Raw genomic sequence first — 25,475 nt, 5'->3', positions numbered from 1 at the left:
ATTCTAAGCTGAGCGGAGAAACACTAATGCTTGTAGCCGTAACTAGCGGATTAACGTTTGAGATTGATAAGTTCTTCGAGCATGGTGTCTGATACTGTGATGATTCGAGAATTAGCTTGGAAACCACGCTGTGTAGTAATCATGTCTGTGAATTCGCTTGAGAGGTCTACGTTGGCCATTTCAAGCTGTCCAGTGTTCATTGATGAACCGTCAGCTGAGATGTCAATTCCGATGCCGTCGAACTCACCAGAGTTAAGTGTTGTATCGTAACAGTTGTCGCCCTTTTCCTCAAGACCTGATGCGTTGGCGAACTGAGCAACCGCAATCTGTCCTAAGAGCACACTGTTACCATTTGAGTATGAACCGAAAATCTTTCCATCTGTCTGAATAGAAAGTCCAGTCATTGTACCAAGCTTCTTACCTGTACCAGTTGTTCCATCTGTGGCACCTCTGTTACCAACAGCTGTAGATGTTCCACCGTTATCGTAGTTCAAAAGCTTAGAGAAATCGATATTAATATCTGAAAGAGCTGCATTTGCAAGCAATGGATCTTCTGTATTAGGTCCAAGGAAATGTGTAAGCATCCTTACGCTTGTATTTCCTGCACTATCTACATAATCCAGATAACCTTCCTGTGTATCGAACTTAAGTCGATAGCCGATTGTCTGTGTACCAACTGTTGCAACTGATGTAGATGTACCCTGAGCAACTGAAACGATAGTTACGTTGCTAGGAATACCAAGAACCTTAGATGCAGCGATTGTTGTATTGCTACCGTCCTTGCTTACGAAGTTCTGTGTTGCAGCATCAAAGCCATAAAGCTTAGAGCCGTCAGTAATTTCACTGGCATCTGCATCATTGTTTGTAAACGAATAGCCCTTTGCAAGGTTATAGTTACTTGTGTCATTAAGTGTCTTACCAAAGATTCTGTCATCATCACCAGTTGGTGTATAGGTCTTTAACAAATCATTGTTATCGCCGTCTAATATGCTGAGAAGGGATACATTGTACTCGCCCTTTGTTCCATCAACAAGACTAAATGAGAACTTAGCTGTGTATGAATAACCTAAGTTGTCGTAAAGGGTAAATGAACGAACATAACCACCAGATGAAGAAAACTGGCTGTCATTCTTATCGATAACGCCGTTAAAGTTTGCCTCAGTGGTAGCCTCTGGTGAAGATGTAAGGTTCTCTGTCTTCATAACACGAAGAGGTGTAACTGTATCCTTGATAATATTTGTAGGATTATCAGGATCAATCTGCCAGCCCATAACAAGATAGCCTGTTGTTGTCATAGCCAGGTTTCCATTTCCATCAATGTAGAAGGAACCAGCTCTTGTAAACAGGTTCTGTGAGCCATTGCTAACGATAAAGAAATTTGTTGAATTTGAATCGGTAAGTCGAATATCAAGAGCATCACCTGTTGACTGTGCAGCACCTGCGGAAGTGATAGTAACCTTGGTTGCACCATTAGTAACACCAAGACCTATCTGCTTAGCATTTTTACCACCACGTGTTGCAGTTGCACCTGATGCCTGTGAAGTTGTCTGATACATAATATCAGAAAAGGTTGTTGAAGATGATTTGAACGCAACAGTATTTACGTTAGAGATGTTATTACCAATAACATCCATCTTGGTCTGGTGAGTCTTAAGACCTGATACACCAGAGAAAAGTGATCTCATCATAACTGTAGACCTCCTGGGTAGCATAGCTATCGAGGGTGTCTGTTTGCCGCTTCTGTCGGTCCACGGCTTTAGCTTCCATAAGGTCCAGCTAAACTATAACAGCACCATCAATATTTGTAAAAATGTTCTCTTCTGATTCAGTCTGATCCATAGCTGTAACAACAGTCTGATTAGGTACATTTACTATAAAAGCAAGTGTATCAACTAATACCAGCGAATCGGTAATCCCCTTTTCAGACGCCTTCATAACGCCCTCTTCAAGTCTCTGGGATTGTTCATCTGTCAATTCAATATTTCTGTCGTCAAGCCTCTGTGTTGCATGCTTAGAAAACTTAAGTGAGGATGCTCCCTCAAGCTTCTCCTTGAAAATATCTTCGAAGCTGGCACCCTTATAGGTACCCAGTGGCTTTGACTCAGCTGCTGGATTGAGATAGGTTCCAGCTACCTTTTCGATGGAGGTAAAATTTGGATTAATATTTAAATTATTCATATTTGCCTCCTACACTTCCTGTGCTTCTGCTTCCTCTAAAGAATTTGTTTCTTCAGCTTGTTCCTTTGACTCCTTATTTTCTTCTACAGGAGTAACGTTCTTAACTTCATTATCGGCTTCTTCCTTGGCTTTCTTTAATTCCTCGAACTTCTTAATGACTGCCTCGATTGCCTTGACTGTATCGTCATTTATGAAGCTTCTTGTATAAGCGTCCATGTTGTTATAGGTGTTTGCAATATCGGTGATTATCTTTTCATCTCCTAAGGTGACAAGCTCTACACTTGGCATATCCTTAAGCAGTGAATCGAAGTATCTTACTACGCTGACTGCATTGTAGTAGGTTGGATCTACTACTGAGATAATCTCATCAGTCTTGTACATGTTACCGTTTACTGAAACATATAACTCGCCGTCATCATCGCTTTGAACGTAATCTACTTTACCTTCTATTTCCTCATGATCGCTGTTTATTACAACCGTCTTACCAACTAAGCTGTTTGCCTCCATGGTGTGCATATCATTCTGCACTGACTGAATTGCTTCAATCTGGGTGAAGGATGCAAGCTGCGCCACGTATTGGCTGTTGTCTGATGGTTCCAGCGGATCCTGATACTGCATTTCAGCTACTAAAAGCTGAAGGAACATATCCTGATTGTATCCGGTATCACGCTTTGCAGCGGTCTTTGAGGTAGAAGTTGTTTCGTTAGATTTTGTTAAATCCTGTGAAGCCTGGGTCTTTGTATACTGACCATTGGTAACGGCTCCAGTTAATAATCCCGCCATTAAACTTCTCCTTTCCTGATGATACTTAGGTTATGCCATGAAATCTAATGTACCACCATTGTCCTGCATCATTTGAGCTATAAGAATGTCCTCTTCTGACATCATTCCTACCAAATCATCAAGTCTGTTAAGATTGATTCGGTTGCTTCGTTTTGACTGCTCTCTTGACTGTTCTTCACGTCTTGAATCGTTACTTTGATTCTCATCAAGGTTTCTTTCAAATTCATGAGTTCCAACTGAAACTTCAATAGAAGTAACCTTTGTAGAATTCTGCGACATCTCTGTTCTAAGATTTGCCATCTGTGATTCAAGTGCATGTTTAACAGCATCGTTTTCAGTGAAAATCTTTGCTGTGATTTCATTTCCCTTTTGAGTAACCTCAAGGAAAATCTTTCCTAACCCCTCAGGATTTAATGTAATTTCCATAGTTGTGCTTTCAGAATCTGTAAGCACTCTTGCCTGCTCTACAAGTTGGTTTGCAATATCATCTGCACTGACTGTCTCACCAGTTGGAAGTGTAACCACCTTTTCCTCTGGCGCGAACTGTATTTCGTTCTGAGCTGCCACAAATGGATTTACAGCTTCGTGTTTTACAGGCTCTCTGGATACTTTTTCCTTAACATCAAATTCAAAGGCATTAGACTTTTGTTCCTTACTAAAATCAAAGGATTCTTTATTATTGTCCTGAGCTGTAGTAGTTTCTGTTTTAACAGGCTCTACGTCCTTAGAAATCTCTGTATCCTTTTTCTGTGGCTCCTCTTCCACTTCCTGTTTCTTTTCAGAAACAACGACTGTCTTAGGAGCTTCATCCTTAACAACCTCTTCTGTAATAACAGGTGCATCATCTGTCATTTCAATTGGAGCTTCCTCTTTTACCTCTACAGGCTGTGTAGAAATAATTTCAGGAGTTTCCTCAGGCTGTTCCTGAACAATTAAATCCTTGAGTTCTACGAAGGAAATTTTCGTTTCTTCAAATAGCTGGTCCGTAAGTTCTGTTACCTTGTCCAAAATCCCTTTAAAATCTTCACTCATAATGAGATTAATCGAATCCGTCTCGCCAGTTATTTCGGTTACCAGCTGAGCCAGACTCTGAGGATTCAGCAAATCAATAAAGGTAAGTCCCAGATTTTCCATTGCAAGCTTAATATCTTCGTCGGTCACATCAAGCTCTTCTTTAATCACGTCTACGACTTCCTCTACTACCTCTTCCACCTTATCAACAACCTGTGCTTCCCCTGCATCAGACTGCTCCTCAACTGCTTTCTCTGTGACTACCTCTCGCTTTGTAGATGAAGCGGATGTATCAACCTCTGCTGTAGTCTTTTGAGTCTTCTTTAGTGAGTCGGCTGAATTGGTGTTGCTTTCTACCTTAGGGACCTTGTTTGCAACGTTCTTCAAAGTGTTTTCAAATAAGCCTGCAGCTGAAGCATTTGCACTTTTATCTGCCTGAGTAATCGAAACATCGATTTTGCTTACCTGAACCAGCAATTTTGAAACATTGCTACTTGTCATGTAATCCCTCCTTTCTGATATTTTGTTTTCAAGTTGCTATAAGTCGTATCATCAAACAACCTTCCCCTGGTTAGGGGAAGGTTGAGTCTAAGGTTCCATCATTTTAGTTAGGGTTGCAGCATTCTCTGTATCCATGGCTGCTAAAATTGCTGACCGGGTACTTGCATCCATCGCCTGAAGGATTTGGCAAACCAAATCAAAATCATCAGTCATTGAATCAAATATAGCGGCAGCATTTTTAGATTTCATGCTTGTGTAGGTCTTTACGTAATCTTCAATTTCCGCGTCGGTTTGAAGCTGTGTAACTACCTGTTTGTAGATAGCGGCTGCGTTTTCTGCATCGATAGACTCATAATACGTCTTATATTCATTTATATCGGGTGCATTTTCAGAAAAAACAACCTCTTCATAGAATTTTTCTTTTATTTCTTCAAAGGCAGCTTCATTTGCCTTGTACTCCGCAAGCTCAGCCGCCGAGGTTTCCAGTTCCGCAACATAATCGCTGTTGGCTGCACTGGCAGTCTTAAGGTCTTCAACTTCTTTTTCAAGCTCCTTGATTCTCTCTATTGCCTGCTCCACGGTCTCATACTTTGCGTACTCATCCTCTGCATCATCACTTGGTAAATATTCTTCGATACCAGGGAGAATCTGATTTACATAAGGAACATCCTTAAGGACAGGAAAAAGCACTGTAGAGCCAAATCCGCCTACATCCATCTTTACCAGAAATGCAAAAATAACAAGCCAAATCAGAATGATAAGCAGCACAACAAAGGCCATAATAATACCACCACCTATACCAAGGCGTTCCTCGTCCTCCGGTAGTGTTTCACCATTTGCCTTTGCCTCTTTACGTCTTTCCTTTAAAGCTGCCTTCTCAGCCTTTTTAGCTTCTTTTTCCGCCTTCTTAGCTTCCTTCTTAGCTGCTTTATCATCAGCAGGTGTGCCTTGAGTCTCTGTTATGTCTGCCATAATTATTCTCCCTCATTTTCTGCGTTAAAGAATCTCGAGCTTACAATCTCATCTGTAATCTTATTTTCCTCGTAATCCACTTCATTCAGGAACTCCTCGAAAGCATGCTCTCTGAGCTTCTCATGCATCTTTCGTTCCATCATGACAGCATTAAGCTTCTTTCTAGCATTTTCCATAGCCTTTTGAGCCTTGGAAACCTCAATCATCTGATCTCGAAGCGCAACCTTCATAGAGGTTATGGCACTTTTCGTGGTCTTGATTGCCTTGATATCAATATTGCCAACAGAAAGCTCCTTAAGCTGCCTTTCATAGCCTGCCTGTTTAATCATCAAATCACGAAGCTTTTGCTGCTCCTCATTAAAGCGGGCTGTAGCCATTCCAAAATTAGCCTTCTCCTGCTCCTCAATCTTTTGCTTAAGCTCAAGGATATTTTGCATTCGATAAACAAATTTTGCCAATAGTCATCACTCCTTAATCAGCAAAAATTGCTGTCATCTGCTCTATAATCTCATCATAGTCAAATTTATCGTGGGTCTGTTGAAGCAGGAATTCATTAACTGCATCAATCTTTTTAATAGCATAATCAATGGATTTATTTGAACCGTTTTTATAGGCGCCGATATTTATAAGGTCCTCAGCCTCCTGATATGTAGCAAGAACATTTTTCAGCTTACCAGCAACTGCCTTATGTTCCGGAGATGCAACTGCAGACATAACTCTGGAAATAGACTGTAATACATCAATTGCTGGATAATGATTCTTCTGAGCAAGCTTTCTATTGAGTACAATATGACCGTCCAAAATAGAACGGGCTGTATCAGTGATTGGCTCATTGAAATCATCACCATCAACAAGGACTGTATAAAGTCCTGTAATTGAGCCAACAGCAGAATTTCCTGCACGCTCTAAAAGTCGTGGCATCTCAGAATAAACTGATGGAGGATAGCCACGGGTTACAGGTGGCTCGCCAGAAGCAAGTCCTATCTCACGCTGGGCCATGGAAAAACGGGTAAGGGAATCCATCATTAGAAGAACATCCTTGCCTTGATCTCTAAAATATTCTGCAATAGCAGTAGCTGTAAGGGCCGCCTTTTTTCTGATAAGAGCAGGCTTATCGGAAGTTGCACAGACCACCACAGAACGTGCCATGCCTTCTGGTCCCAAATCGTTTTCTACGAACTCACGAACCTCACGACCACGCTCGCCAATAAGCGCTATTACATTTATCTCTGCCTTTGTATTTCTTGCGAACATACCCATGAGAGTGGATTTACCAACACCTGAGCCTGCAAAGATTCCAATTCTCTGCCCCTTGCCAACAGTGATAAGACCATCAACCGCCTTTACTCCAAGTGAAAGTGGCTCCTTTATAATCACTCGGGACATAGGATCTGGAGGGTCTGCCTCTGCAGGATATTCAACCAAATCCTCAAACTCTGTCAAATCATCAATATCAGATGGCACTCCAAGTCCATCTACCAAATGCCCTAAAAGCTGGTTGCCAACAGCAACACCAAGAGGATGGCCTGTATTTTCAACCATGCAGCCTACGCCGATTCCCTCTACATTCTCATAAGGCATCAAAAGCAGACGTTTGTCCTTGAATCCGACAACCTCTGCTTTTATTCGCGTCTCAGAGCCCTCTACGATGATTTCGCACAAATCACGCAGCTTAGCCTCTGGTCCAACTGATTCAATTGTAAGTCCAACAACCTTTACAACCTTGCCAAGAGATTTAAAGTAATCCTTCTCAGTCAGCTGCATCAATAATCCCTGATCCACTTTGCCTCCTAGCTAAGAGCCCTAATTTCTCTGATAAGATTATCTAATTCAGTATCTATACTACAGTCAAATATTCCACCATCTGTCTCGATGATGCACTGGCTATCATTTAGAAGTGGGTCCGCAATTATATCAAGTCCAACCTCCGCACCAATTTTACCCTGAATCTCATCCTTCTTGCTTTTGATGAATTCAGCATTGGCATCATTAACCTTAATTTGCATCTGGCCAGTGCGTTCAATTTTCATAATACAATGGTCCAAAAGATGATATATAACATCCTTTTTCCCAGATAACTCTGCATTAAAAACTCTCTCAAAAACAGGCAGGCACATCTCGACAATTTCCCGTTCCATGCCAATCTGTTTTTCCATGAATTCGTTTTCGATTCTTTGAATCTCAGAACGCATATTGTCCTGGGCATTGGCAAGCTCAATTGCAGCCCGCTGAGTGCCCTCGTTGTAGCCTTCCTTTTCGCCATCCTGTCTGGCAAGATTTCTCATGGCATCAGCATTAAGCTGGGCAGCATTTAAAATCTCCTCTGCCTGAGCATTGGCATCATCAATAATTCGCTGCGCCTCTTCTCTGGCTTCTGCCAAAAGAGCCTCACGGTCGGGGCCAATATCTACCACTTCCTCATCAGAATCCTCCATAATGGAATCTGCAAGGCCTAAGAATTCATCCGGGTCCATCCCTTCAGGAATCTCGGCACCTGACTCACGCATTTCTGCAAGACGACGCTCTCGCTCCTCATCAAGAAGCTTGGCCTTATAGGCCTTTTCCTGCTTCATGATAAGCTCTCTGGCTCTATCATTGGAGTCGATAACTAACTCATCAACCTCTCCATCCTCATTTGGCGTATTAGGAGCAACCAAAAAGCCATAGACCACATTGTGACTAGACAACAAGCTCATCCGAACCTCCTCTAGAAATTACAATCTCTGCAGAATCCTCAAGCTTTCTGATAATACCAACTATCTTCTGCTGAGCTTCTTCTACATCCTTCATACGTACAGGACCCATGAATTCCATGTCTTCCTTTATCATCGATGCAAGACGAGAAGAAAGGTTCTTGAAGATTGCCGACTGAACCTCTTCATTAGCTCCCTTAAGTGCAACGCCAAGGTCAGAGTTATCAACATCTCTAAGCACACGCTGAATAGCTCTGTCGTCCAGAAGAAGGATATCCTCGAATACGAACATCTTCTTTCTGATTTCCTCAGCAAGCTCTGGCTCTTCGATTTCCAGAGATTCCATGATACGTTTTTCTGTACCACGGTCTACAGTATTCAGGATATTTACTACCGCATCTACGCCGCCGGCGATACTGTAATCCTGATTGATAAGTGAAGAAAGCTTTCTTTCCAATACTCTTTCAACCTCTTTTATAACTTCAGGGCTGGTTCTATCCATAAGAGCAATACGCTTCGCAACATCAGCCTGTTTCTCAGGTGGCAAGGCTCCAATAATCAGCGAAGCCTGACCTGCTGACAGATATGACAGAATCATGGCGATTGTCTGTGGATGCTCCTCCTGGATGAAGTTCAACACCTGAGAAGGCTCTGTCTTTCGAATGAACTCGAAAGGACGAACCTGAAGTGAAGCAGTCAGCTTTGTAATGACATCTTGAGCCTTGTCATCACCAAGTGCCTTCTCCAGAAGCTCTTTAGCATATCCAATACCACCTTCTGCGATGTACTGCTGAGCAAGACATACCTGATAAAATTCTTCGATTACTTCTTCCTTGACCGTTGGAGAAATGCTTCTTGTGTTTGCAATTTCAAGAGTTAATTCCTCGATTTCCTCTTCCTTGAGATGCTTAAAAATCTGAGCAGATTTCTCAGGTCCTAGGGCGATTAAAAGTATTGCGGCTTTTTGCACGCCATTCATGTCTTCAGTAGCCATAACCTTATCCCCAATCCTCGTTTAGCCAATTTCTCAGAAGCTGTGCAACAGCCTCTGGCTTTTCGTCCACAAACTTTTCAATAAGTAAGCGGGCTTCAGATTTCTCTAAATAACCAATATCTTCCAGCTCATCCTCCTCTTCCTCTTGGGCGGTAGAAGCAATAAGATCATCAATTGTAAGCTCCTGCTCCACAGGCTCCTCTTCCTCAACCTTAAGACTTCTAAATACTACAAAACCAAGCATTAAAAATATAAGGAATGCAAGTACAATCTGAAGGATATCTGTTATTTCAAATGGTAAGCCTTCAGAATACTGGAACATTGGAATTTCGTAGGCAACAACCTTTACATTGGTTGTTGGGAAGCCAGTAGTTCTGGCAACAACCTCAACGATGTCGTCGGAAACCTCCTGCTGAACCGGATTTGAATTTGCTTTTACAAACTCATCGAAAGTCTGACCAGCCTCCTCAAGAGTTCCATCCTTCTCCATCTTATCCTGATTATAAATTGCAAACTTTTTGCAAGTAACAGAGATAGATGAATCATCTAGAACCTGCTTTCCTATTTCATCCTTATGAGTTGTTATTCTTTCATCAGGAAGATAATCCCTTTCAAATTCCTCTGTAGAAGTCTCAGTCTGATTATTATCCTCCATTACGTAGGTAGTATCATCATCGTTGGAATCTGTTCCGGGAACACCACCTGCACCGCTGGTAGATGTTGAGCTGGAGCCCGATTCACTATCAAGATAACCTTCTGTACGGCCTTCATCTACTGAATAATCATAGTCCACATAACTATTCTCATCGAAGTTCATAGAAAGGTTTACACCAACTGAAACAGAATCATATAGATTCGTTCCATCTAAAACTGTGGTAACTCTTTTTACGATTTCTGCTCGAGCCTTATCTCTTGCATCCTGATTTGCTGAAGCAACCCCTGCAGCAGTATCAATATTTGCATTAGGAAACAGCAGATTTCCATCAGTATCCATGATGGTGATATTATCAGTAGTTTCATTAGCAAGATTTGTTGCCATGGTCTTTGCTATAGCCTGCACTGTCTCGTCAGAAATAGGTGCTGAAAGTGTAAGCATTACCGAAGACCACCCCGGTTGATTTCTCGAGATAATCGTTCCATCATCATCAGGAATATTAAGAGTAACTACAGCCTTTTCAACCATATTCAGATTTTGAATATCCTTGGCAAATTTATCCTCAAGATAAACCTTATATCTCTTTTGCTTATCAGCTTCTGTTGTTGAAAAACTGCCGTCGATTACGTTATTAATTGAATAATCAGATGAAGGAATTTCGTTAGAACCTAAAAGAATATTTGCACGAGGCATATCCTTTTCATCAATGTAGAAGGTAAAGCCATCTTCAGAGGTTTGATAATTGATTTTCTCATCCTCCAACAGAGTCTTTACTGTAGCGGCCTGCTTTCCGTCCTCACATGCAATCAGCTGAACCATTGTAGGTCGGGTCATAATGACCGCCAAAATAATAAATGACACAACAACAACAGCAGAAATTGAGATAATCAAAACCTGCTGTCGCCTTGTAAACTTTCTCCACCACTCAAGAACCTTATTAATAATGGCTTGGATTTGCTCTGGCATATAACTCTCCCCCTTGGTCAATCCTTCTCTCGGCACTTCGTGCCTACTCAGCTAAGGAACAAGTGCCATTATAATTTGCCTTCGGCAAATGGGCACTTTTTGAGCATACTTTTTATTACGCTGCAAAGCAGCTAACAAAAAGCATGCTAAATTTGCATCTGCATAATCTGCTGGTATGCCTCTAGCACTCTGTCACGAACTGCAACTGTGTATTGCAGCGCTATATTTGCCTTCTTCTCTGCAACCATCAAATCATGTGTGTTATCCGTTTCACCAAGTGCAAAGGCAACCTGCTCACGGTTTGCATTCTTGATTTGGGCATTGGTGTCGTCCATGAGCTTCATGACAGAATCAAGCATACTCTGAAAGCCCTGTGTTGCATCAACCTGTGGCTCTCGCTGGGTTGTAACCGGAGTTGCACCGTACAAATAGTTTTCAATCGCAGTAATAGCCATTTTTACCTCCCCGCAGTAAAACTGAAACTAGAACCATTTATTAGCCCTGACCAACCTGTATACCACTCTGTGCCATAGCTTTGATTGCTTCAAAGGCTGTTACATTAGCCTCATAGGAACGGCTGGCACTGATAAGGTTTGTCATTTCCGTAACTGTATTAACATTTGGATATCTAACATATCCATTCTCATCAGCATCAGGATGAGAAGGATCATATTCCATAATAAAATCTGTCTCAGTATCCTCAGAAACCTTTGAAACCTTCACACCGTTGCCATAATAAGCCTTCTGAGTATCCTTCAGAATATTCTTGAACGTAGGGATACCAGCATTTAGCTGTTTTTCCTGGAAGGTTACAATCTTTCTTCGATAAGGACCACCGTTTTCTGTACGGGTTGTGCTTACATTTGCAATATTCTCAGCGATTATATCCATTCTGAATCGCTGCGCTGTCATACCAGTAGCTGCAATATCAAAAGGTTGAAAAAGTCCCATACCAATACCTCCTATGTGCTAGCTTACTTTGAGGTTACCATGCTAAACCTGCTAAACTCGTTTGTAATGCTTGTCATCAACTCCTGATAACGAATTGTCTCTGAGGCAAGCTCAACGTTTTCTGTATCCATATCAACATTATTGCCATCCAAGCGATATGAATAATGCTCATAGTCGGTATATTCAATACCATCTACGTGTCCGCCATCATCGTCAAGGACATCCACTGCCTTGTCCAACTTGTTCTCATGAGTAGCAAGCAACTCCCTCCTTAGAACACTGGCAAACTCGTAATCCTGTCTCTTATATCCAGGAGTATCGTTATTAGCTATGTTATTGATAATAAGCGTCTGACGCTGATAGCTTGCATCTGCAGTCATATCGAGCAAGTTGACATATGAAAAAGCATCTGAACTAATCATACCTACAATCCTCCTAGATTATTAATTTATATAATGAATTATAAAAGAAGTTATCTGAAAAACAAAGCGTTTTTCCTATATATTGTGTGAAAATGAGATTTTTTAACAATTTGTACACAAAAAGGACTTAAGAGTATCTTAAGTCCTTTTAAATCAAATTCACGAAATATCCCTGTGAATTACTTATTCTTCTTTATTTCGTCAAGCTCATCAAATACTACGTCGTTAAGGACTTTGATGTAAGTACCCTTCATACCTGAAGAACGTGACTCGATGACGCCAGCTGACTCAAACTTACGAAGAGCATTTACGATAACTGATCTTGTTATACCTACTCTATCGGCAATTTTTGATGCAACCAACACCCCTTCATTACCATCTAATTCGTCAAAGATGTGGATGATAGCTTCAAGCTCTGAATAAGAAAGGGTTGAAATAGCACTCTTAACAACCTGGAGCTTACGATTTTCCTCAGCAGACTCCTCATTTACTGAACGCATCATCTCAAGTCCAACTACTGTTGTACCATACTCAGTAAGAATGATGTCGTCGATGTCATACTGCTTGTCAAATCTGTATACAAAAAGTGTACCAAGACGCTCACCAGCGATATCGATTGGAGCAATGATTGCTGAATACATATCAACATCTGTCTTCTCAAAGCCAAGTGTCTTAAGGTTTACATTCTCCTTTGTAGAGAGGATTGAAAGTAATCTCTCGTTAAGAAGTGGATCGATAAATCCGCCAACCTCATCAACAATAAGCTCACCAATCTCTGTTGTATTTGGAAGATGAGAAAGGCCAAGCACCTTACCCTTCTTAGAAATAACAAGTACTGATGAATCAAGAATCTCTGTTAATACAGAACAAATATCATTAAAAACTACCTTCGAAGAATTGTTATTGTGAAGAAGCTTTCCAATTTTTCTTGTCTTGTCTAATAACTGTACACTCATTTAATTTTTATTCCTCCTAAATCTAAAACAAAGAATCAAATTTTTCACAAGCTTCTGCATCCCCGAACAACTATATTTAATACATTTAACACGCCGTGAATAACTAGTAATAATGATTTAGTTGTGAATAGTTGTGATTATAGCACCAATTCAAACAAATTACAATAAATATCTGAATTCTTTCTGATTTTGCTACAAATTTGTTAATTATCGTTCTGACTCTTTACAAAACGACAATCGTCGTTGGCGCAAACGAGCTTGTTGCCCTTTTCAACCATGTAAGTACCACACTTAGGACATTTCTCTGTGGTAGGTCTTGACCAGCTGATGAAATCGCAGTCTGGATGATTTGCGCAGCCAAAGAACTTTCTGCCCTTCTGTGACTTTCTGATAACAACATCACCGCCACATTTAGGACAAGGAACTCCAATCTTCTCAAGGAATGGTTTTGTATTACGGCAATCTGGGAAGCCTGGACAGGCAAGGAACTTACCGTGTGGGCCAAACTTGATTACCATGTTACGTCCGCATTCCTCACAGATTACATCAGTAACCTCATCATGAATCTCAATCTTTGCAAGCTCTTCCTCTGCTACCTTTACTGCCTTTTCAAGGTCTGGATAGAAGTTTCTAACAACAGACTTCCATTCAACAGTACCTTCTTCTACTCCATCAAGAAGAAGCTCAAGGTTTGCAGTAAATTTATCATCTACAATGATTGGGAAGGAATCAACCATGATTGAGTTGACTACCTCACCAAGCTCAGTAACGAAAATGTTCTTAGCTTCCTTTGTGATGTAATGTCTCTTGAGAAGAGTTGTGATTGTAGGCGAGTAAGTACTTGGTCTACCAATTCCAAGCTCCTCTAGAGTCTTAACAAGTGAAGCCTCAGTAAAATGAGGTGAAGGCTGTGTAAAGTGCTGCTTCTCCTCAAAGCTGTTAAAGCTAAGCTTTGTATCCTCTGCAAGCTTTGCAAGTGGATGAGTCTTTGACTCCTCCTCATCATCAGCTGCTGTATAAATCATCATGAAGCCATCGAAATTAATAGCTGACTCAGATGCTGTAAATACCTGATCCTTGGCCTGTACATTAAGTGAAATTGTATCGTAAATTGCATTTGCCATCTGGCTTGCAACAAAACGCTTCCATACAAGCTGATAAAGTCTAAACTGGTCACGTGTAAGGCTATCCTTAATCTCTGATGGAATCAACTCGATATTTGCAGGACGAATTGCCTCGTGAGCATCCTGAACCTTGCCTGAATTCTTCTTTCCAGAATTAACTGGAGCAGAAAGATAATTCTCTCCGTAATTGCCTGTGATGAAGCTCTCAGCTGCTGCTCTTGCCTCATCAGAAACACGGGTTGAATCAGTACGAAGATAAGTAATCAAACCGATTGTTCCATGGCCTTTTACACTAACACCTTCATAAAGCTGCTGTGCAACGCTCATGGTCTTTTGAATTGAAAAATTCAAAGCCTTTGAAGCTTCCTGTTGCATCGTTGAAGTTGTAAAAGGAAGTGGTGCCTTCTTTTCACGTTTGCCGCGCTTAATTGAGCCGATAGAAAAATCTGCTCCCTTAAGCTCTGCCATTATCTTATCAAGACTTTCCTTGTCAGAAATATCCTTCTTTCCTGTTTTATCACCGTAATATTTCGCAACGATAGGTTTCTTAGCTCCTGGTGTATCAAGCAAAACATCCAGTGTGTAGTATTCCTGAGGAATAAATTGATCAATTTCCTTCTCGCGGTCGCAGATAATACGAAGAGCTACAGACTGAACACGTCCAGCTGAAAGACCTCTCTTTACCTTTGCCCAAAGAAGTGGTGAAATCTCGTAACCAACCATTCTGTCAAGCATACGGCGGGCCTGCTGCGCATCTACCAAATCCATGTCAATTTCACGTGGATTCTTGAGAGAATTCTTAACAGCAGTCTTTGTAATTTCATTGAAGGTAATACGATAAACCTTCTTATCTTGTAAATTAAGTGCGTGAGTCAGATGCCAAGAAATAGCTTCCCCCTCACGGTCGGGATCAGTTGCGAGATAAATCTTATCTGCCTTTTTTACTTCCTTGCGAAGTGCTGCAAGCAACTCGCCTTTTCCTCGAATAGTAATATATTTAGGTTCAAAATCATTTTCTGGGTCAAAACCAAGCTGAGATTTAGGCATGTCACGTACGTGTCCCTGCGAAGCCATAACCTCGTAGTTGCTTCCTAAAAATTTCTTTATAGTATGCACCTTAGCTGGCGACTCTACGATAACAAGATTTTTAGCCATATAAAATTATCATCTCCAATATAATTATTTTAAGTAGAAACGTTACTCACTATACAACATTAATTTTCTATTTTCAAGGAAAATTTTAATTATTGACAGAACATTCACCTTTATGTTTCCTGTTTGACGTAATTGTTTTTGAAAAGTTCACATAGAAGTCCCATGCGCTCCAGTGCTAGCACCTCCGACAAAAGCTTAAGATAATCCATACGACTTTCTTCCAAAACTTCAGATAGGCTTTTAGGATACAAATCAAACAGATTGTATACAGTTCTCTGCTCCTTCGTAAGTGTTGGACGGACATTTTTCTTTTCGTTTTTATTTTCAATAGAAGAAACGGGTGAACCATAAAGTGTAGACAAATCCTTTAAAAAGTTTTCTGTGGACCATATAACCCCTGCCCCCTGTGACAGCAATTTGTTGCAACCTGTAGAAAGAGAATCCCCAACACGACCTGGCACAACGAAGATATCCTTTCCCTGCTCTAAGGCAAAATCAGCTGTGATTAGTGAACCAGATTTTTCTCTCGCCTCCACCACAACCACAATATCAGAAAGTGCTGATACTATACGGTTTCTTCGAGGGAAATTCTGTGCCAATGGTGAGGTTCCCATTTGGTATTCTGAAAGAATCGCACCGCTTTTTGCTATTTCTTCATATAATAAACGATTGTCTGTTGGATAAATCACATCGCAGCCGCTTCCAAGCACTGCAACTGTGGTTCCCTCAGCCTCCAAACAGCCCCTATGACCATAAGCATCCACACCTCTGGCCATACCACTTATAATGGTAAAGCCAGCCTTTGCCAGCTCTCTGCCCAACTCCTGCGCCATTTTCTTTCCATAAGCACTGCAGCGTCTTGCTCCGACTATAGAGATACATCTGCTAAAATCAGGCAGCTTACCAAGATAATAAAGGCCATAAGGTGGATCATAGATATTCAGAAGCTTCTCCGGAAACTTTTCATCCTCCATGGTAATAAATGAAAATGGAGTATGATAAAAAGCCTCCAGTTCTTTGTTTAGATCGAATTTACTGCGATTAAGGATAAATTTATCCGCTGTCTTCTCATCAAAAAGATTGCTTCCCATAAGTTCAGATTTTGTGGCATTATATATATGGTAAGAATCGAAAAAATATTCCAGCAACTTATGCTTTTTTCCATAGGAAATATCCTCATTTTTCATGAACCAGTATTGATATAGCTGTTGATTCATCTAGCCCTCCTCCCAATATTTTTTGTCCAGACCTCTATAGGTAACAGCCTCAATGAGATGATTAAGAAGTATATCCTCACTTCCATCCATATCAGCAATTGTACGAGCCACTCTAAGCACCTTGTGATAGGTTCTTGCTGTCAATGAATACTTATTGTACATCTCTTCCATGTACTGAGCATTTTCTGCAGTAAGCGGGCAAAACTTATCAATCATATTACTCGGAATCTGGCTGTTAAATTTGAAACCATAAGGCTCGAATCTCGCATTCTGAAGCTGGTGAGCCTTAATTACACGAGCTCGAATGCTTTCCGATGACTCATTCTTTGATTTTTCTGTTATCTGTGAAAAATTCAAGGTTGGCGCCTCAACGCAGATATCAATTCTATCAAGCAGCGGCTGAGAAATTTTTGCCAAGTATCTTTGTATAGACATTTTAGAACAGTGGCAACGATTCAAATCAGGATAATATCCGCAGGAGCATGGATTCATAGCTGCAACCAAAACAAAATCCGCTGGAAAAGAAAAACTTCCCGTAGCTCGGGAAATATTTATCTTTTTGTCCTCAAGGGGCTGTCTAAGAATCTCAAGAGTTGATTTATTAAACTCTGTCAGCTCATCTAAAAAAAGCACTCCACCATGGGCTAGTGAAATTTCTCCTGGGCGGGGAATCTGTCCACCTCCCACAAGCCCCTGTGGTGAAACTGTATGGTGTGGACTTCTAAATGGTCTATTTTTGATTAATCCAAATCTCTCATCAAAAATTCCTGAAACAGAATAAATCTTTGACAGCTCCATCTGCTCATCCTCCTGCATTGAAGGCAAAATTGACGGAATACACTTTGCAATCATGGATTTACCAGCTCCAGGAGGTCCTACCATAAGAAGGTTGTGCATACCAGAAATCGCAACTTCACAGGCACGCCTTAAAGCTAGCTGACCATTAATCATGGAAAAATCGTATTCATTTTCAATAAGCTTCGCTGAGGGCTGACTCTTACTTTCTTCCATTTCAAAAACACCATTATTGATTAATTCAATAACATCCTTGAGCTTCTCAACTCCTATTGTGATAATTCCAGTAACAAGTCTGGCCTCAGTCAAATTCTGCTTAGGAACGATTACAACCTTCAGATTATTCTTTCTGGCTTCCATCACCATTGATAGGACACCATTCACAGGCTGAATTTTGCCGTCTAAGCCAATTTCTCCCAAAAGGCATATAGATGACAGGTCTTCGTGTTTAATTATGTCTATGGCCGATAATATAGCTACTGCAATAGGCAAATCAAAGCCTGCCCCGGTCTTTCTTATGCTGGCTGGTGATAAATTTACTGTGATTCGTTTGATTGGTAAAGCATAGCCCTCGTTTTTCAGCGCAGCTCGAACGCGCTCCTTGGCCTCCTTTACCTCTGATGAAAGATATCCCACCATCTCAAAAATGGGCATACCTTCAGAAATATCTGCTTCCACAGATATAATTTTAGAGTCGATACCGAAAATGGTAGCGGTATTTACAATACTATACAATTAATCTCCTTAGGGATTAAGTTTGAATATAAAGAAAAAGACAGGAGCTATATTAACACGCTCCTGCCTAAAATACAATATAAAAAATTATCTGATTCGCTCTGTAAGACCAAGCTTCTTGTGAACCTTGCGAAGTGTCTTATTAGCGAAATAAGAAGCCTTCTCAGCATTTTCCTTGATGCACTCGTTGATATAAGTCTTATCCTGCTCAAGCTCAGCACAGCGAACATGGAATGGATCAAGAAGATCTGCAACTGACTCTCCAACTGCAAGCTTGAAATCTCCATAGCCCTTGCCGTCGAACTCACGCTCAACTTCTTCCATAGACTTTCCAGTAACTACACCGTAGATTTCCATAAGATTTGAAACACCTGGCTTGTTCTCTACATCATAACGAACCTCAGCATCTGAATCTGTAACAGCCTTCTTGAACTTGCGAATGATTGTGTCTCTATCATCAACAAGATAAATTGTTGCATTAACATTTTCATCAGACTTTGACATCTTCTTAGTAGGCTCTGCCAACGACATAATTCTTGCACCAGCCTTAGGGAAATAGCCCTCAGGAATAGTGAAGACATCACCGTAAATATTGTTAAAACGCTCTGCAACGTCACGACAAATCTCAAGGTGCTGCTTCTGATCTGCGCCGATTGGCACAAGGTCTGCCTGATAAAGAAGAATATCTGCTGCCATTAATGCTGGATATGTAAAAAGACCTGCATTGATATTATCCGCGTGCTTTGCAGACTTGTCCTTGAACTGTGTCATTCTATTAAGCTCTCCCATGTAGGTAAAGCAGTCAAGAACCCAGCCAAGCTCAGCATGTGCTGGCACATGTGACTGGAAATAAATGCAGTTCTTCTTTGGATCAAGACCTGCAGCTACATACTGTGTGTAGATACGGCGAGCATTCTGCTTGAACTCTGTAGGATTCTGGCGAACCGTAAGTGAATGTAAATCCATAACGCCAAAGAAGCAGTCGTACTCCTCATGTAAATTAACCCAGTTCTTAAGGGCTCCAATATAATTTCCAATGGTAAGCTTGCCTGTAGCCTGCATACCTGAATATAAAACTTTTCTTTCCTTTTCCATTACATAATCTCCAATTACTTATTCTTTAATATTTCTCGTCTAATGTAGTCGTTTGTAGCTTCCTCACCATGCTCAGCCAAATGAGTGAGCATATCCTCCAAAAGCTTTTTGGTGTTCTCGTTCATCATGTATTTTGCCTTGCCATGCTCGAAATATTTAAGAGCACTGGCATCGGTATATTTTTCCTTCTGATAGGTTTTGCAGGCTGCTACCCTGTCACAATACATCTCAACCACGTATCGCACTGGCATCTCCATGCCAGTCATACCATGATGCTCATCAAGTCCATAGTCAATCCAGTATTCAAAGTGATGCTTGTTTCTTCCCTTGTGGTGAAGCCAGGCCATGGATACACCCGTAGCTGCACGTTCCGCATTGTTTGGGCTTTTATCGCCCTGGAAGTATTTTGCGCCTACAGAAAATTCTACCCATGAATATTTTGAAAGATCGTGAGTCAGGCCCTGCCAGTAAAGTCCTACTGCAAAGCAGCCTTTTCTAACTAAACGTCTATGATGATTTATTGTTTTTAAATGTTCCCAAGCCTTCATTATTCCGTCTATTACTCCTAAGCCTTATTTCTATCTACTTTGATACCTACCAGCACGCTGATGGAGCTGCCAGGAACCTTAATTGATTGCTGGTCATGAATAGGCTTCGGTGCGAAATCACTCTTATCAGTGTATTCAGCTGTATTAAAACAGAGACGCCATCGTTTTCCAGGCGCAAGCAAAGGTAATGCCATATCCACGCTGTCATAGTGGAAATTGTAGCAAACGAAAACATCCTCTGTTTCCTTGGCATATGCGCCATTATATAAAACCCCAAGTGCCTTCTGCTCCTCACCGATACTCATCATCCAAGGCTCTGAACCATGGAATGACATATCAGGTAGGCCAAGATGCTTATAATCATTCATAAGAAATGGAGTCTCGGTTCTGAGGCACTTATGGTTCTTTCTGAACTCTACCAACTGACTGACAAAATTCTGTAAAGTAGTCTTGCTCTTGTTCTTTGAAAAAACTGTATAACCAGCCTTATTGTCCTGACAGTAAGGATTATTATTACCAAAATGTGTAGCCGCCATCTCATCTGCTGCCACAAATAGAGGCACACTCTGGGACATCATGAGTGCTGTAAAAGCATTTCTCATCTCCCTGAAGCGGTTGGCATTTATAGTCTTGTTAGTAGTCTTTCCTTCAATACCATAATTAAAGGAATAATTATTGTTGGTGCCGTCCTTATTGTCCTCGCCATTATCATAATTATGCTTCTCGCCGTAAGCGTAGGAATCCCAAAGGGAAAAACCATTGACATTTGCCATATAATTAACAAAACCGTATGCCGAATTCTGTCTTCGCATGTGGTTAGCAAACTGCACCATGCTGCCATTCATGTGATTTTGAATCTGACGTGTCACATTCATAAAGGAATCATTGTAAATAAACAGATGCTTTCTGCCCTTTTCATTGCAAAGAATCTCCTCTGGAATAAACTCATAGAAGATTTTGGTATCTGCAAGGAATGGTTCCTCTGCAATTCGCTCAATTGGCGCATTGCAGCCTACAATATGGAATCCATCTATGTGGAAATACTTAACATAGTATTTCAAACATTCAAGTTGGATATCTGCTGAAGTTTCAACAAAAAATGCCATCTCCATAATGATTTCAAAGCCCTTTGAATGAAGTGAGCTTACAAGTGCTCTGAGTCCCTCAGCAGTGTTGTCTGCCCCTCCAAAATAAGATGCCTTTGGCGCGAAATAGTTTGCCTCACCGAAGCCCCAATAATTATTCTTTCCGGTATATTCCATCACCTGAGTGATTTTACCCTTCGGTGAAATATTGGATTTTGCCTCAAGGAAAAGCTCCTCAAAATCATAAAGAGGCATAAGTTCAAGACTTGTAACTCCAAGCTTCTTCAAATAAGGAACCTTCGACAAGAGCCCCTTATAGCATCCTATCTTTGACTCAGACATTGAAAATCCAGCTGTAAAGCCTCTCATGTGAAGCTTGTATAAAACCATATCGGATGGTGCAATTTTAACCCGAGCATCCTTCCAATCCTTTTCAATATGAGCAATACCAGAATAAACCCTAAACTGCTGCTTCTCTCTTCCTGAAACATCACCCCACTTGTCTCTGCCTACAATTGCAGTGGCAAATGGATCAACGAAAAACTTGCCATCAACCTTAAAGAGATAGCAAACATTGTCAGGATTAATGCCAGATACCTGAACAGAATAAACTCTGCCAACGGAATAATCCTTTGAAAGCTCTATTAAAGAAATCTGTTTCTTAGTGGATTTATCAAATAAAATGATAGAGATTTTTTCTGAACCAGGTTCCACGGAAAAAGTGAATATAACCGTTTCTCTTCCACTGATTCGTGGACCAAATTCCCTAAAATCTCCTCTTGAAATGTTCATAAAAAGCCCCATCTTATAAGTATAGTGTACAAATTCGCCTAAAATTTAAGAAATTACTAGACATAACCATTGATGAATTATATCATAAGGGCAAGTTCTAAACAAATATTATCTTTAAAGGAGTAAAAAATGGACGAAAATCAGGTATTTCCAGTTGATAACGAAGACGATGATGTCGTTGTTACATTAAATTTAGATGATGGTACAGAAGTAACCTGCGAGATTCTCACAATCTTTGATGTGAATGAGCAGGACTATATTGTACTTCTTCCACTTGATGACAAGGGTGAGCCAAATGAAGATGGCGAGGTATACATCTATCGCTACTTCGAGGATGAGAATGGTGCTCCATCCCTTGACAACATTGATTCTGACGAGGAATACGAGGCAGTATCAAAGCGCTTCGATGAAATCTGCGAGGAGGACTTTGGCGAGTAGCCAAAGCCTCTAAAGCTTCAATTCATCTAAAAATCGGGACTTGTCCCGATTTTTTTTATTGTTATAGGTCAGATAAAGATTTCGTTTGCATCTTGTTATTCCTACATAAAATAATCTTCGCTCTGCCTCCAAATCCTCTCTTGTTTCAACCTTATTAGTCGGAATAACTCCATCATTGCAGGAAAGGATAAATACATTTTCAAATTCCAACCCCTTGCTGGAATGCAGGGTATAAAGTCCAATCTTTCCACCTTTATCCACTACCCTATTCTTATTCTCATAATCAATTTTAAGCTTCAACATATTTAGCTTATCAATAGCCTGCTTTATAGTCCTGCAATCCTTAAAAATTTCCAATACAAAATCCATTATTTCATAGTATTCATTAACATCAGTTTCGTTTTTCATAGCTTCCTGAACCAAAAATTTATCATAGCCAACAACCTTTCTGATGTAATTAATTGCCGCCACAGGAGACATCCTAGAAATCAATGCAATATCAGCCCAAAAAGCCTCTACCATCCTCTGATTCGATGGATTTATAGTGTAGAAAGCCATCATTGATGATTTTGTTATACCATTTTCAATACATTGCCTGTGAATGAATCTATTTGGGCGATTGATTATCCCAATAAGCCTCGCCTTGGTTGCATTTCCAATTGCTATCTGAAAATAGCACTCTATATCCGCAATAATAAAATGAGAATAGACGTTGGGCATCTGTTCCTTCAGATAAAAGGGAAGATGTTCTGACACCAGCATATCCACCAGGTACCTGGCATCCGTATGATTCCTGTATAATACAGCAATTTCATCATAGGGACAGCCATTTGCTTTAAGTGATTTAAGCTCTGCAACAATTTCTGCCGCCTCTTCCATCGGCGATTGCTTTTCAATTATTTTAATATTACCCTCAGGCGCCGTACTGTTAATGTTTTTAGCAAATCGATTTCCATTTTTCCCTATCAGATTGCATGCAGCCTTCACCACATTGGATGGATTCCTGTAATTATAATTAAGTAATATCTGAGCGGCGTCACTATAGAAATCCATAAAATCCCTCATTATCTTCGGATTTGATCCTCTGAAACCGTAGATTGACTGGTCATCGTCCCCAACACAGAAGAGATTTCTTGTCCTTTCGCTAAGCATTCTGATAAGTTCAAACTGAAGATCATTCATATCCTGCATTTCATCAACAAGAAAATAAGAAAAACGCTGCTGCCATTTTTCAAGAACCTCAGGCTTTTTCCTAAACAATGTATACGCCTTTAGAAGCATATCATCAAAATCAATCACATGATATTTTGTTTTTAGAAAATCGTAAGCTCTTACAAATGCCTTCAATTTTCCAGCGTCCACAAATTTAGGCTGATAGCTTTCAATATTAACCATCCCGTTATTTAGAGAAGAAAGCTCCGCAATATATGCATTTACCAGAGCTGTATCATCCTTGTCTATTTTTGCAAGTGCGATTGCCTCCTTAAGAAGTCTGTTCTTCTGTTGCCCCATGATAATATCACTGGCTTTATATCCCATCTCTTTTTGAAGAATGCCCCAAAATAAAGAATGGAACGTTCCAAAGGTTACGGGTTTAATATCCTCAGATAACCTATTGAAACGTTCCTTCATTTCAATTGCAGCTGCCTTGGTAAAGGTAATTACCAAGATTTCTGAGGCTGATACACCTGAATTAATAAGCTCATTAACTCTCTGAGTTAGAACTGCAGTTTTCCCACTACCTGGGCCTGCAATAACAAGGCAGGGTCCCTCCTTATGGAGAACAGCCTGCCTTTGACTCGCATTAAGATTCATAAGTAATGCTTATATATTCATGGTCAGCCACCAGAACGCCGCAAATATTTAATTCTAAAAGCTATTAAGAAAGCTTTTCAATTGCTGCCTTGATACGCTTGATAGACTCTTCCTTGCCAAGGATTTCCATCAACTCTGTTGCACCGCCAGGAGTCATCTGTTTACCTGAAACAGCTGTACGTACTGGCCAGAGAACGTATCCATTCTTGTATTCATGCTCTGTAGCAAATCCTGAAAGAAGTGCATAAAGAGCATCATTTGAGTAGTCATCCTGAGCCTCAAGAACTGGTAAAAGCTCCTTGAGAACTGCCAAGCTAGACTCCTCGTTTGTCTTCATTTTCTTGTGAGTATACATTGCACTGTCGTACTCTGGTACTGCATCGAAGAAATCAACATGATCCTTGATATCTGGGAATACCTCGATACGAGTCTGAACCATCTTTGCAATCTTCTTAAGGTCATAGTCGCCCTTGATATATTCCTTAAGATATGGCTCAGCCATCTCGTAGAACTTATCAAAGTCCATAGCCTTCATGTACTCGCCGTTCATCCACTTAAGCTTTGTGATATCGAATACAGCTGGAGACTTTGAAATACGATGATAATCAAATTCCTTAACAAGCTCCTCAAGTGAGAAAATCTCGTTGTCATTCTCTGGAGACCATCCAAGAAGAGCTACAAAGTTAACAACAGCCTCTGTAAGGAAGCCCTGCTCGATAAGATCCTCATATGAAGAGTGTCCTGAACGCTTAGAAAGCTTCTGGTGCTCCTCATTTGTGATAAGTGGGCAGTGGATGTACTTAGGTACTTCCCAACCAAATGCCTCGTAAAGACGATTGTACTTTGGTGATGAAGAAATGTACTCATTACCACGAACAACGTGTGTGATGCCCATAAGATGATCATCTACTACGTTTGCGAAATTGTATGTAGGATATCCATCAGACTTGATAAGAATCATATCATCAAGCTCTGCATTCTCTACTGTAATCTCTCCGTAAAGCTCATCTACGAATGTAGTTGTGCCTGTACGTGGATTGTTCTGACGGATAACATAAGGCTTTCCAGCTGCAAGATTTGCCTCAATTTCCTCCTTTGAAAGGCTAAGGCAATGCTTGTCATAAATATGGATTTCTTTGTCACCGATGACCTGCTTGCACTCTGCAAGACGCTCATCATCACAGAAGCAGTAATATGCCTCACCTTTTTCGATAAGCTTCTTAGCATATTCAAGATAGATGCCCTGCGCCTGACGCTCAGACTGAACGTAAGGACCAACACCCTTGTCCTTATCTGGACCTTCATCATGAATAAGGCCTGTAGCTGCAAGTGTTCTATAGATAATATCAACGGCACCCTCAACAAGACGCTCCTGATCAGTATCCTCGATTCTAAGAAGGAAATCTCCTCCCTCATGCTTTGCAACTAAGTACGCATAAAGAGCTGTACGAAGATTACCAACGTGCATACGACCAGTTGGTGATGGTGCGAAACGTGTTCTTACTTTACTCATTTATATTTCCTCTCATACCATTTATTAAATACAAAGTTAAGGACTGTGAAAACCGCAGTCCTTAATCATTCTATACCAAAA

General features: G+C 40.6%; 23 protein-coding genes. 1 reads left to right on the top strand and 22 read right to left on the bottom strand.

The features are described 5' to 3' along the window. Positions 1 to 50: 50 nt before the first annotated feature. The 20 genes from FXF36_RS11720 to FXF36_RS11625 form a co-directional block, all read right to left on the bottom strand. Positions 51 to 1,688, bottom strand: a complete 1,638-nt coding sequence (locus FXF36_RS11720; RefSeq protein WP_151624302.1) for a flagellar hook protein FlgE — start codon at positions 1,686 to 1,688, stop codon at positions 51 to 53. 88 nt (positions 1,689 to 1,776) lie between these two features. Next, positions 1,777 to 2,178 carry a TIGR02530 family flagellar biosynthesis protein gene (locus tag FXF36_RS11715; protein ID WP_151624300.1) on the bottom strand — a complete coding sequence of 134 codons (402 nt, stop codon included), beginning with the start codon at positions 2,176 to 2,178 and terminating at the stop codon, positions 1,777 to 1,779. A 9-nt stretch (positions 2,179 to 2,187) separates the two neighbouring features. Then, on the bottom strand, positions 2,188 to 2,961 hold the full coding sequence (locus FXF36_RS11710) for a flagellar hook assembly protein FlgD (protein WP_151624298.1): 774 nt from the start codon (positions 2,959 to 2,961) through the stop codon (positions 2,188 to 2,190). Positions 2,962 to 2,991: 30 nt separating this feature from the next. Continuing rightward, positions 2,992 to 4,473 carry a flagellar hook-length control protein FliK gene (locus FXF36_RS11705; protein ID WP_151624296.1) on the bottom strand — a complete coding sequence of 494 codons (1,482 nt, stop codon included), beginning with the start codon at positions 4,471 to 4,473 and terminating at the stop codon, positions 2,992 to 2,994. Between the two features lie 87 nt (positions 4,474 to 4,560). Further along, entirely contained in the window at positions 4,561 to 5,445 is an 885-nt protein-coding gene (locus FXF36_RS11700) for a MotE family protein (RefSeq protein WP_151624294.1), read from the bottom strand. 2 nt (positions 5,446 to 5,447) lie between these two features. Next, positions 5,448 to 5,903 carry a flagellar export protein FliJ gene (fliJ, locus tag FXF36_RS11695; RefSeq protein ID WP_151624292.1) on the bottom strand — a complete coding sequence of 152 codons (456 nt, stop codon included), beginning with the start codon at positions 5,901 to 5,903 and terminating at the stop codon, positions 5,448 to 5,450. A gap of 13 nt (positions 5,904 to 5,916) precedes the next feature. After that, entirely contained in the window at positions 5,917 to 7,209 is a 1,293-nt protein-coding gene (fliI, locus tag FXF36_RS11690; protein ID WP_151625777.1) for a flagellar protein export ATPase FliI, read from the bottom strand. A 26-nt stretch (positions 7,210 to 7,235) separates the two neighbouring features. Next, positions 7,236 to 8,132, bottom strand: a complete 897-nt coding sequence (locus FXF36_RS11685) for a FliH/SctL family protein (RefSeq protein WP_167511378.1) — start codon at positions 8,130 to 8,132, stop codon at positions 7,236 to 7,238. After that, positions 8,125 to 9,132, bottom strand: a complete 1,008-nt coding sequence (gene fliG / locus FXF36_RS11680) for a flagellar motor switch protein FliG (protein ID WP_151624288.1) — start codon at positions 9,130 to 9,132, stop codon at positions 8,125 to 8,127. The genes FXF36_RS11685 and fliG overlap by 8 nt, the downstream gene beginning before the upstream one ends. A gap of 4 nt (positions 9,133 to 9,136) precedes the next feature. After that, complete coding sequence (locus tag FXF36_RS11675) at positions 9,137 to 10,753, bottom strand: flagellar M-ring protein FliF C-terminal domain-containing protein (protein WP_151624286.1); 1,617 nt, start codon at positions 10,751 to 10,753, stop codon at positions 9,137 to 9,139. Between the two features lie 146 nt (positions 10,754 to 10,899). Then, on the bottom strand, positions 10,900 to 11,208 hold the full coding sequence (gene fliE, locus FXF36_RS11670) for a flagellar hook-basal body complex protein FliE (RefSeq protein ID WP_151624284.1): 309 nt from the start codon (positions 11,206 to 11,208) through the stop codon (positions 10,900 to 10,902). 40 nt (positions 11,209 to 11,248) lie between these two features. Then, positions 11,249 to 11,704: a flagellar basal body rod protein FlgC gene (gene flgC, locus FXF36_RS11665; protein ID WP_151624282.1), complete on the bottom strand. Its 456-nt coding sequence runs from the start codon at positions 11,702 to 11,704 to the stop codon at positions 11,249 to 11,251. 23 nt (positions 11,705 to 11,727) lie between these two features. Next, positions 11,728 to 12,126, bottom strand: coding sequence for a flagellar basal body rod protein FlgB (flgB, locus tag FXF36_RS11660; protein ID WP_151624280.1), 399 nt, complete (start codon positions 12,124 to 12,126; stop codon positions 11,728 to 11,730). A 179-nt stretch (positions 12,127 to 12,305) separates the two neighbouring features. After that, a complete protein-coding gene (gene codY, locus FXF36_RS11655) occupies positions 12,306 to 13,082 on the bottom strand; it encodes a GTP-sensing pleiotropic transcriptional regulator CodY (protein WP_151624279.1) in 777 nt (258 codons plus the stop codon). 203 nt (positions 13,083 to 13,285) lie between these two features. Next, a complete protein-coding gene (topA, locus tag FXF36_RS11650; protein WP_151624277.1) occupies positions 13,286 to 15,361 on the bottom strand; it encodes a type I DNA topoisomerase in 2,076 nt (691 codons plus the stop codon). Between the two features lie 110 nt (positions 15,362 to 15,471). Then, the gene (gene dprA / locus FXF36_RS11645; RefSeq protein WP_151624275.1) at positions 15,472 to 16,578 is read right to left on the bottom strand and encodes a DNA-processing protein DprA; all 1,107 of its coding nucleotides are present in this window, start codon (positions 16,576 to 16,578) and stop codon (positions 15,472 to 15,474) included. Beyond that, positions 16,579 to 18,108, bottom strand: a complete 1,530-nt coding sequence (locus tag FXF36_RS11640; protein WP_151624273.1) for a YifB family Mg chelatase-like AAA ATPase — start codon at positions 18,106 to 18,108, stop codon at positions 16,579 to 16,581. An 87-nt stretch (positions 18,109 to 18,195) separates the two neighbouring features. Beyond that, a complete protein-coding gene (gene trpS, locus FXF36_RS11635; RefSeq protein ID WP_151624271.1) occupies positions 18,196 to 19,203 on the bottom strand; it encodes a tryptophan--tRNA ligase in 1,008 nt (335 codons plus the stop codon). A gap of 14 nt (positions 19,204 to 19,217) precedes the next feature. Further along, a complete protein-coding gene (locus FXF36_RS11630) occupies positions 19,218 to 19,751 on the bottom strand; it encodes a DUF5662 family protein (protein WP_174819748.1) in 534 nt (177 codons plus the stop codon). A 17-nt stretch (positions 19,752 to 19,768) separates the two neighbouring features. Beyond that, complete coding sequence (locus tag FXF36_RS11625; protein ID WP_167511377.1) at positions 19,769 to 21,628, bottom strand: alpha-amylase family glycosyl hydrolase; 1,860 nt, start codon at positions 21,626 to 21,628, stop codon at positions 19,769 to 19,771. A 129-nt stretch (positions 21,629 to 21,757) separates the two neighbouring features. Here FXF36_RS11625 and FXF36_RS11620 point away from each other — a divergent pair, with 129 nt between their 5' ends. Continuing rightward, on the top strand, positions 21,758 to 22,066 hold the full coding sequence (locus FXF36_RS11620) for a DUF1292 domain-containing protein (RefSeq protein WP_151624264.1): 309 nt from the start codon (positions 21,758 to 21,760) through the stop codon (positions 22,064 to 22,066). A gap of 9 nt (positions 22,067 to 22,075) precedes the next feature. On the opposite strand, the gene FXF36_RS11615 is transcribed toward FXF36_RS11620, so the two are convergent. Both FXF36_RS11615 and gltX read right to left on the bottom strand, forming a co-directional pair. Further along, entirely contained in the window at positions 22,076 to 23,881 is a 1,806-nt protein-coding gene (locus FXF36_RS11615; protein ID WP_151624262.1) for an ATP-dependent helicase, read from the bottom strand. A 64-nt stretch (positions 23,882 to 23,945) separates the two neighbouring features. Continuing rightward, complete coding sequence (gltX, locus tag FXF36_RS11610; protein ID WP_151624260.1) at positions 23,946 to 25,394, bottom strand: glutamate--tRNA ligase; 1,449 nt, start codon at positions 25,392 to 25,394, stop codon at positions 23,946 to 23,948. Positions 25,395 to 25,475: the final 81 nt, after the last annotated feature.

This window comes from Pseudobutyrivibrio xylanivorans (assembly GCF_008935055.1).
Classification (GTDB): domain Bacteria; phylum Bacillota; class Clostridia; order Lachnospirales; family Lachnospiraceae; genus Pseudobutyrivibrio; species Pseudobutyrivibrio xylanivorans_A.
This window is presented reverse-complemented; position numbering and strand designations above follow the sequence as displayed.

Excerpts from the sequence above, each read along its gene's own strand:
- FXF36_RS11705 (WP_151624296.1), bottom strand. The coding sequence starts at position 4,473 with ATGACAAGTAGCAATGTTTCAAAATTGCTGGTTCAGGTAAGCAAAATC.
- FXF36_RS11615 (WP_151624262.1), bottom strand. The coding sequence starts at position 23,881 with ATGAATCTTAATGCGAGTCAAAGGCAGGCTGTTCTCCATAAGGAGGGA.
- trpS (WP_151624271.1), bottom strand. The coding sequence starts at position 19,203 with ATGGAAAAGGAAAGAAAAGTTTTATATTCAGGTATGCAGGCTACAGGC.
- FXF36_RS11700 (WP_151624294.1), bottom strand. The coding sequence starts at position 5,445 with ATGGCAGACATAACAGAGACTCAAGGCACACCTGCTGATGATAAAGCA.
- fliE (WP_151624284.1), bottom strand. The coding sequence starts at position 11,208 with ATGGCTATTACTGCGATTGAAAACTATTTGTACGGTGCAACTCCGGTT.
- FXF36_RS11710 (WP_151624298.1), bottom strand. The coding sequence starts at position 2,961 with ATGGCGGGATTATTAACTGGAGCCGTTACCAATGGTCAGTATACAAAG.
- FXF36_RS11630 (WP_174819748.1), bottom strand. The coding sequence starts at position 19,751 with ATGAAGGCTTGGGAACATTTAAAAACAATAAATCATCATAGACGTTTA.
- FXF36_RS11720 (WP_151624302.1), bottom strand. The coding sequence starts at position 1,688 with ATGATGAGATCACTTTTCTCTGGTGTATCAGGTCTTAAGACTCACCAG.
- FXF36_RS11715 (WP_151624300.1), bottom strand. The coding sequence starts at position 2,178 with ATGAATAATTTAAATATTAATCCAAATTTTACCTCCATCGAAAAGGTA.
- dprA (WP_151624275.1), bottom strand. The coding sequence starts at position 16,578 with ATGAATCAACAGCTATATCAATACTGGTTCATGAAAAATGAGGATATT.
- flgC (WP_151624282.1), bottom strand. The coding sequence starts at position 11,704 with ATGGGACTTTTTCAACCTTTTGATATTGCAGCTACTGGTATGACAGCG.
- topA (WP_151624277.1), bottom strand. The coding sequence starts at position 15,361 with ATGGCTAAAAATCTTGTTATCGTAGAGTCGCCAGCTAAGGTGCATACT.
- FXF36_RS11625 (WP_167511377.1), bottom strand. The coding sequence starts at position 21,628 with ATGAACATTTCAAGAGGAGATTTTAGGGAATTTGGTCCACGAATCAGT.
- gltX (WP_151624260.1), bottom strand. The coding sequence starts at position 25,394 with ATGAGTAAAGTAAGAACACGTTTCGCACCATCACCAACTGGTCGTATG.
- fliG (WP_151624288.1), bottom strand. The coding sequence starts at position 9,132 with ATGGCTACTGAAGACATGAATGGCGTGCAAAAAGCCGCAATACTTTTA.
- fliI (WP_151625777.1), bottom strand. The coding sequence starts at position 7,209 with ATGCAGCTGACTGAGAAGGATTACTTTAAATCTCTTGGCAAGGTTGTA.
- FXF36_RS11620 (WP_151624264.1), top strand. The coding sequence starts at position 21,758 with ATGGACGAAAATCAGGTATTTCCAGTTGATAACGAAGACGATGATGTC.
- FXF36_RS11675 (WP_151624286.1), bottom strand. The coding sequence starts at position 10,753 with ATGCCAGAGCAAATCCAAGCCATTATTAATAAGGTTCTTGAGTGGTGG.
- codY (WP_151624279.1), bottom strand. The coding sequence starts at position 13,082 with ATGAGTGTACAGTTATTAGACAAGACAAGAAAAATTGGAAAGCTTCTT.
- flgB (WP_151624280.1), bottom strand. The coding sequence starts at position 12,126 with ATGATTAGTTCAGATGCTTTTTCATATGTCAACTTGCTCGATATGACT.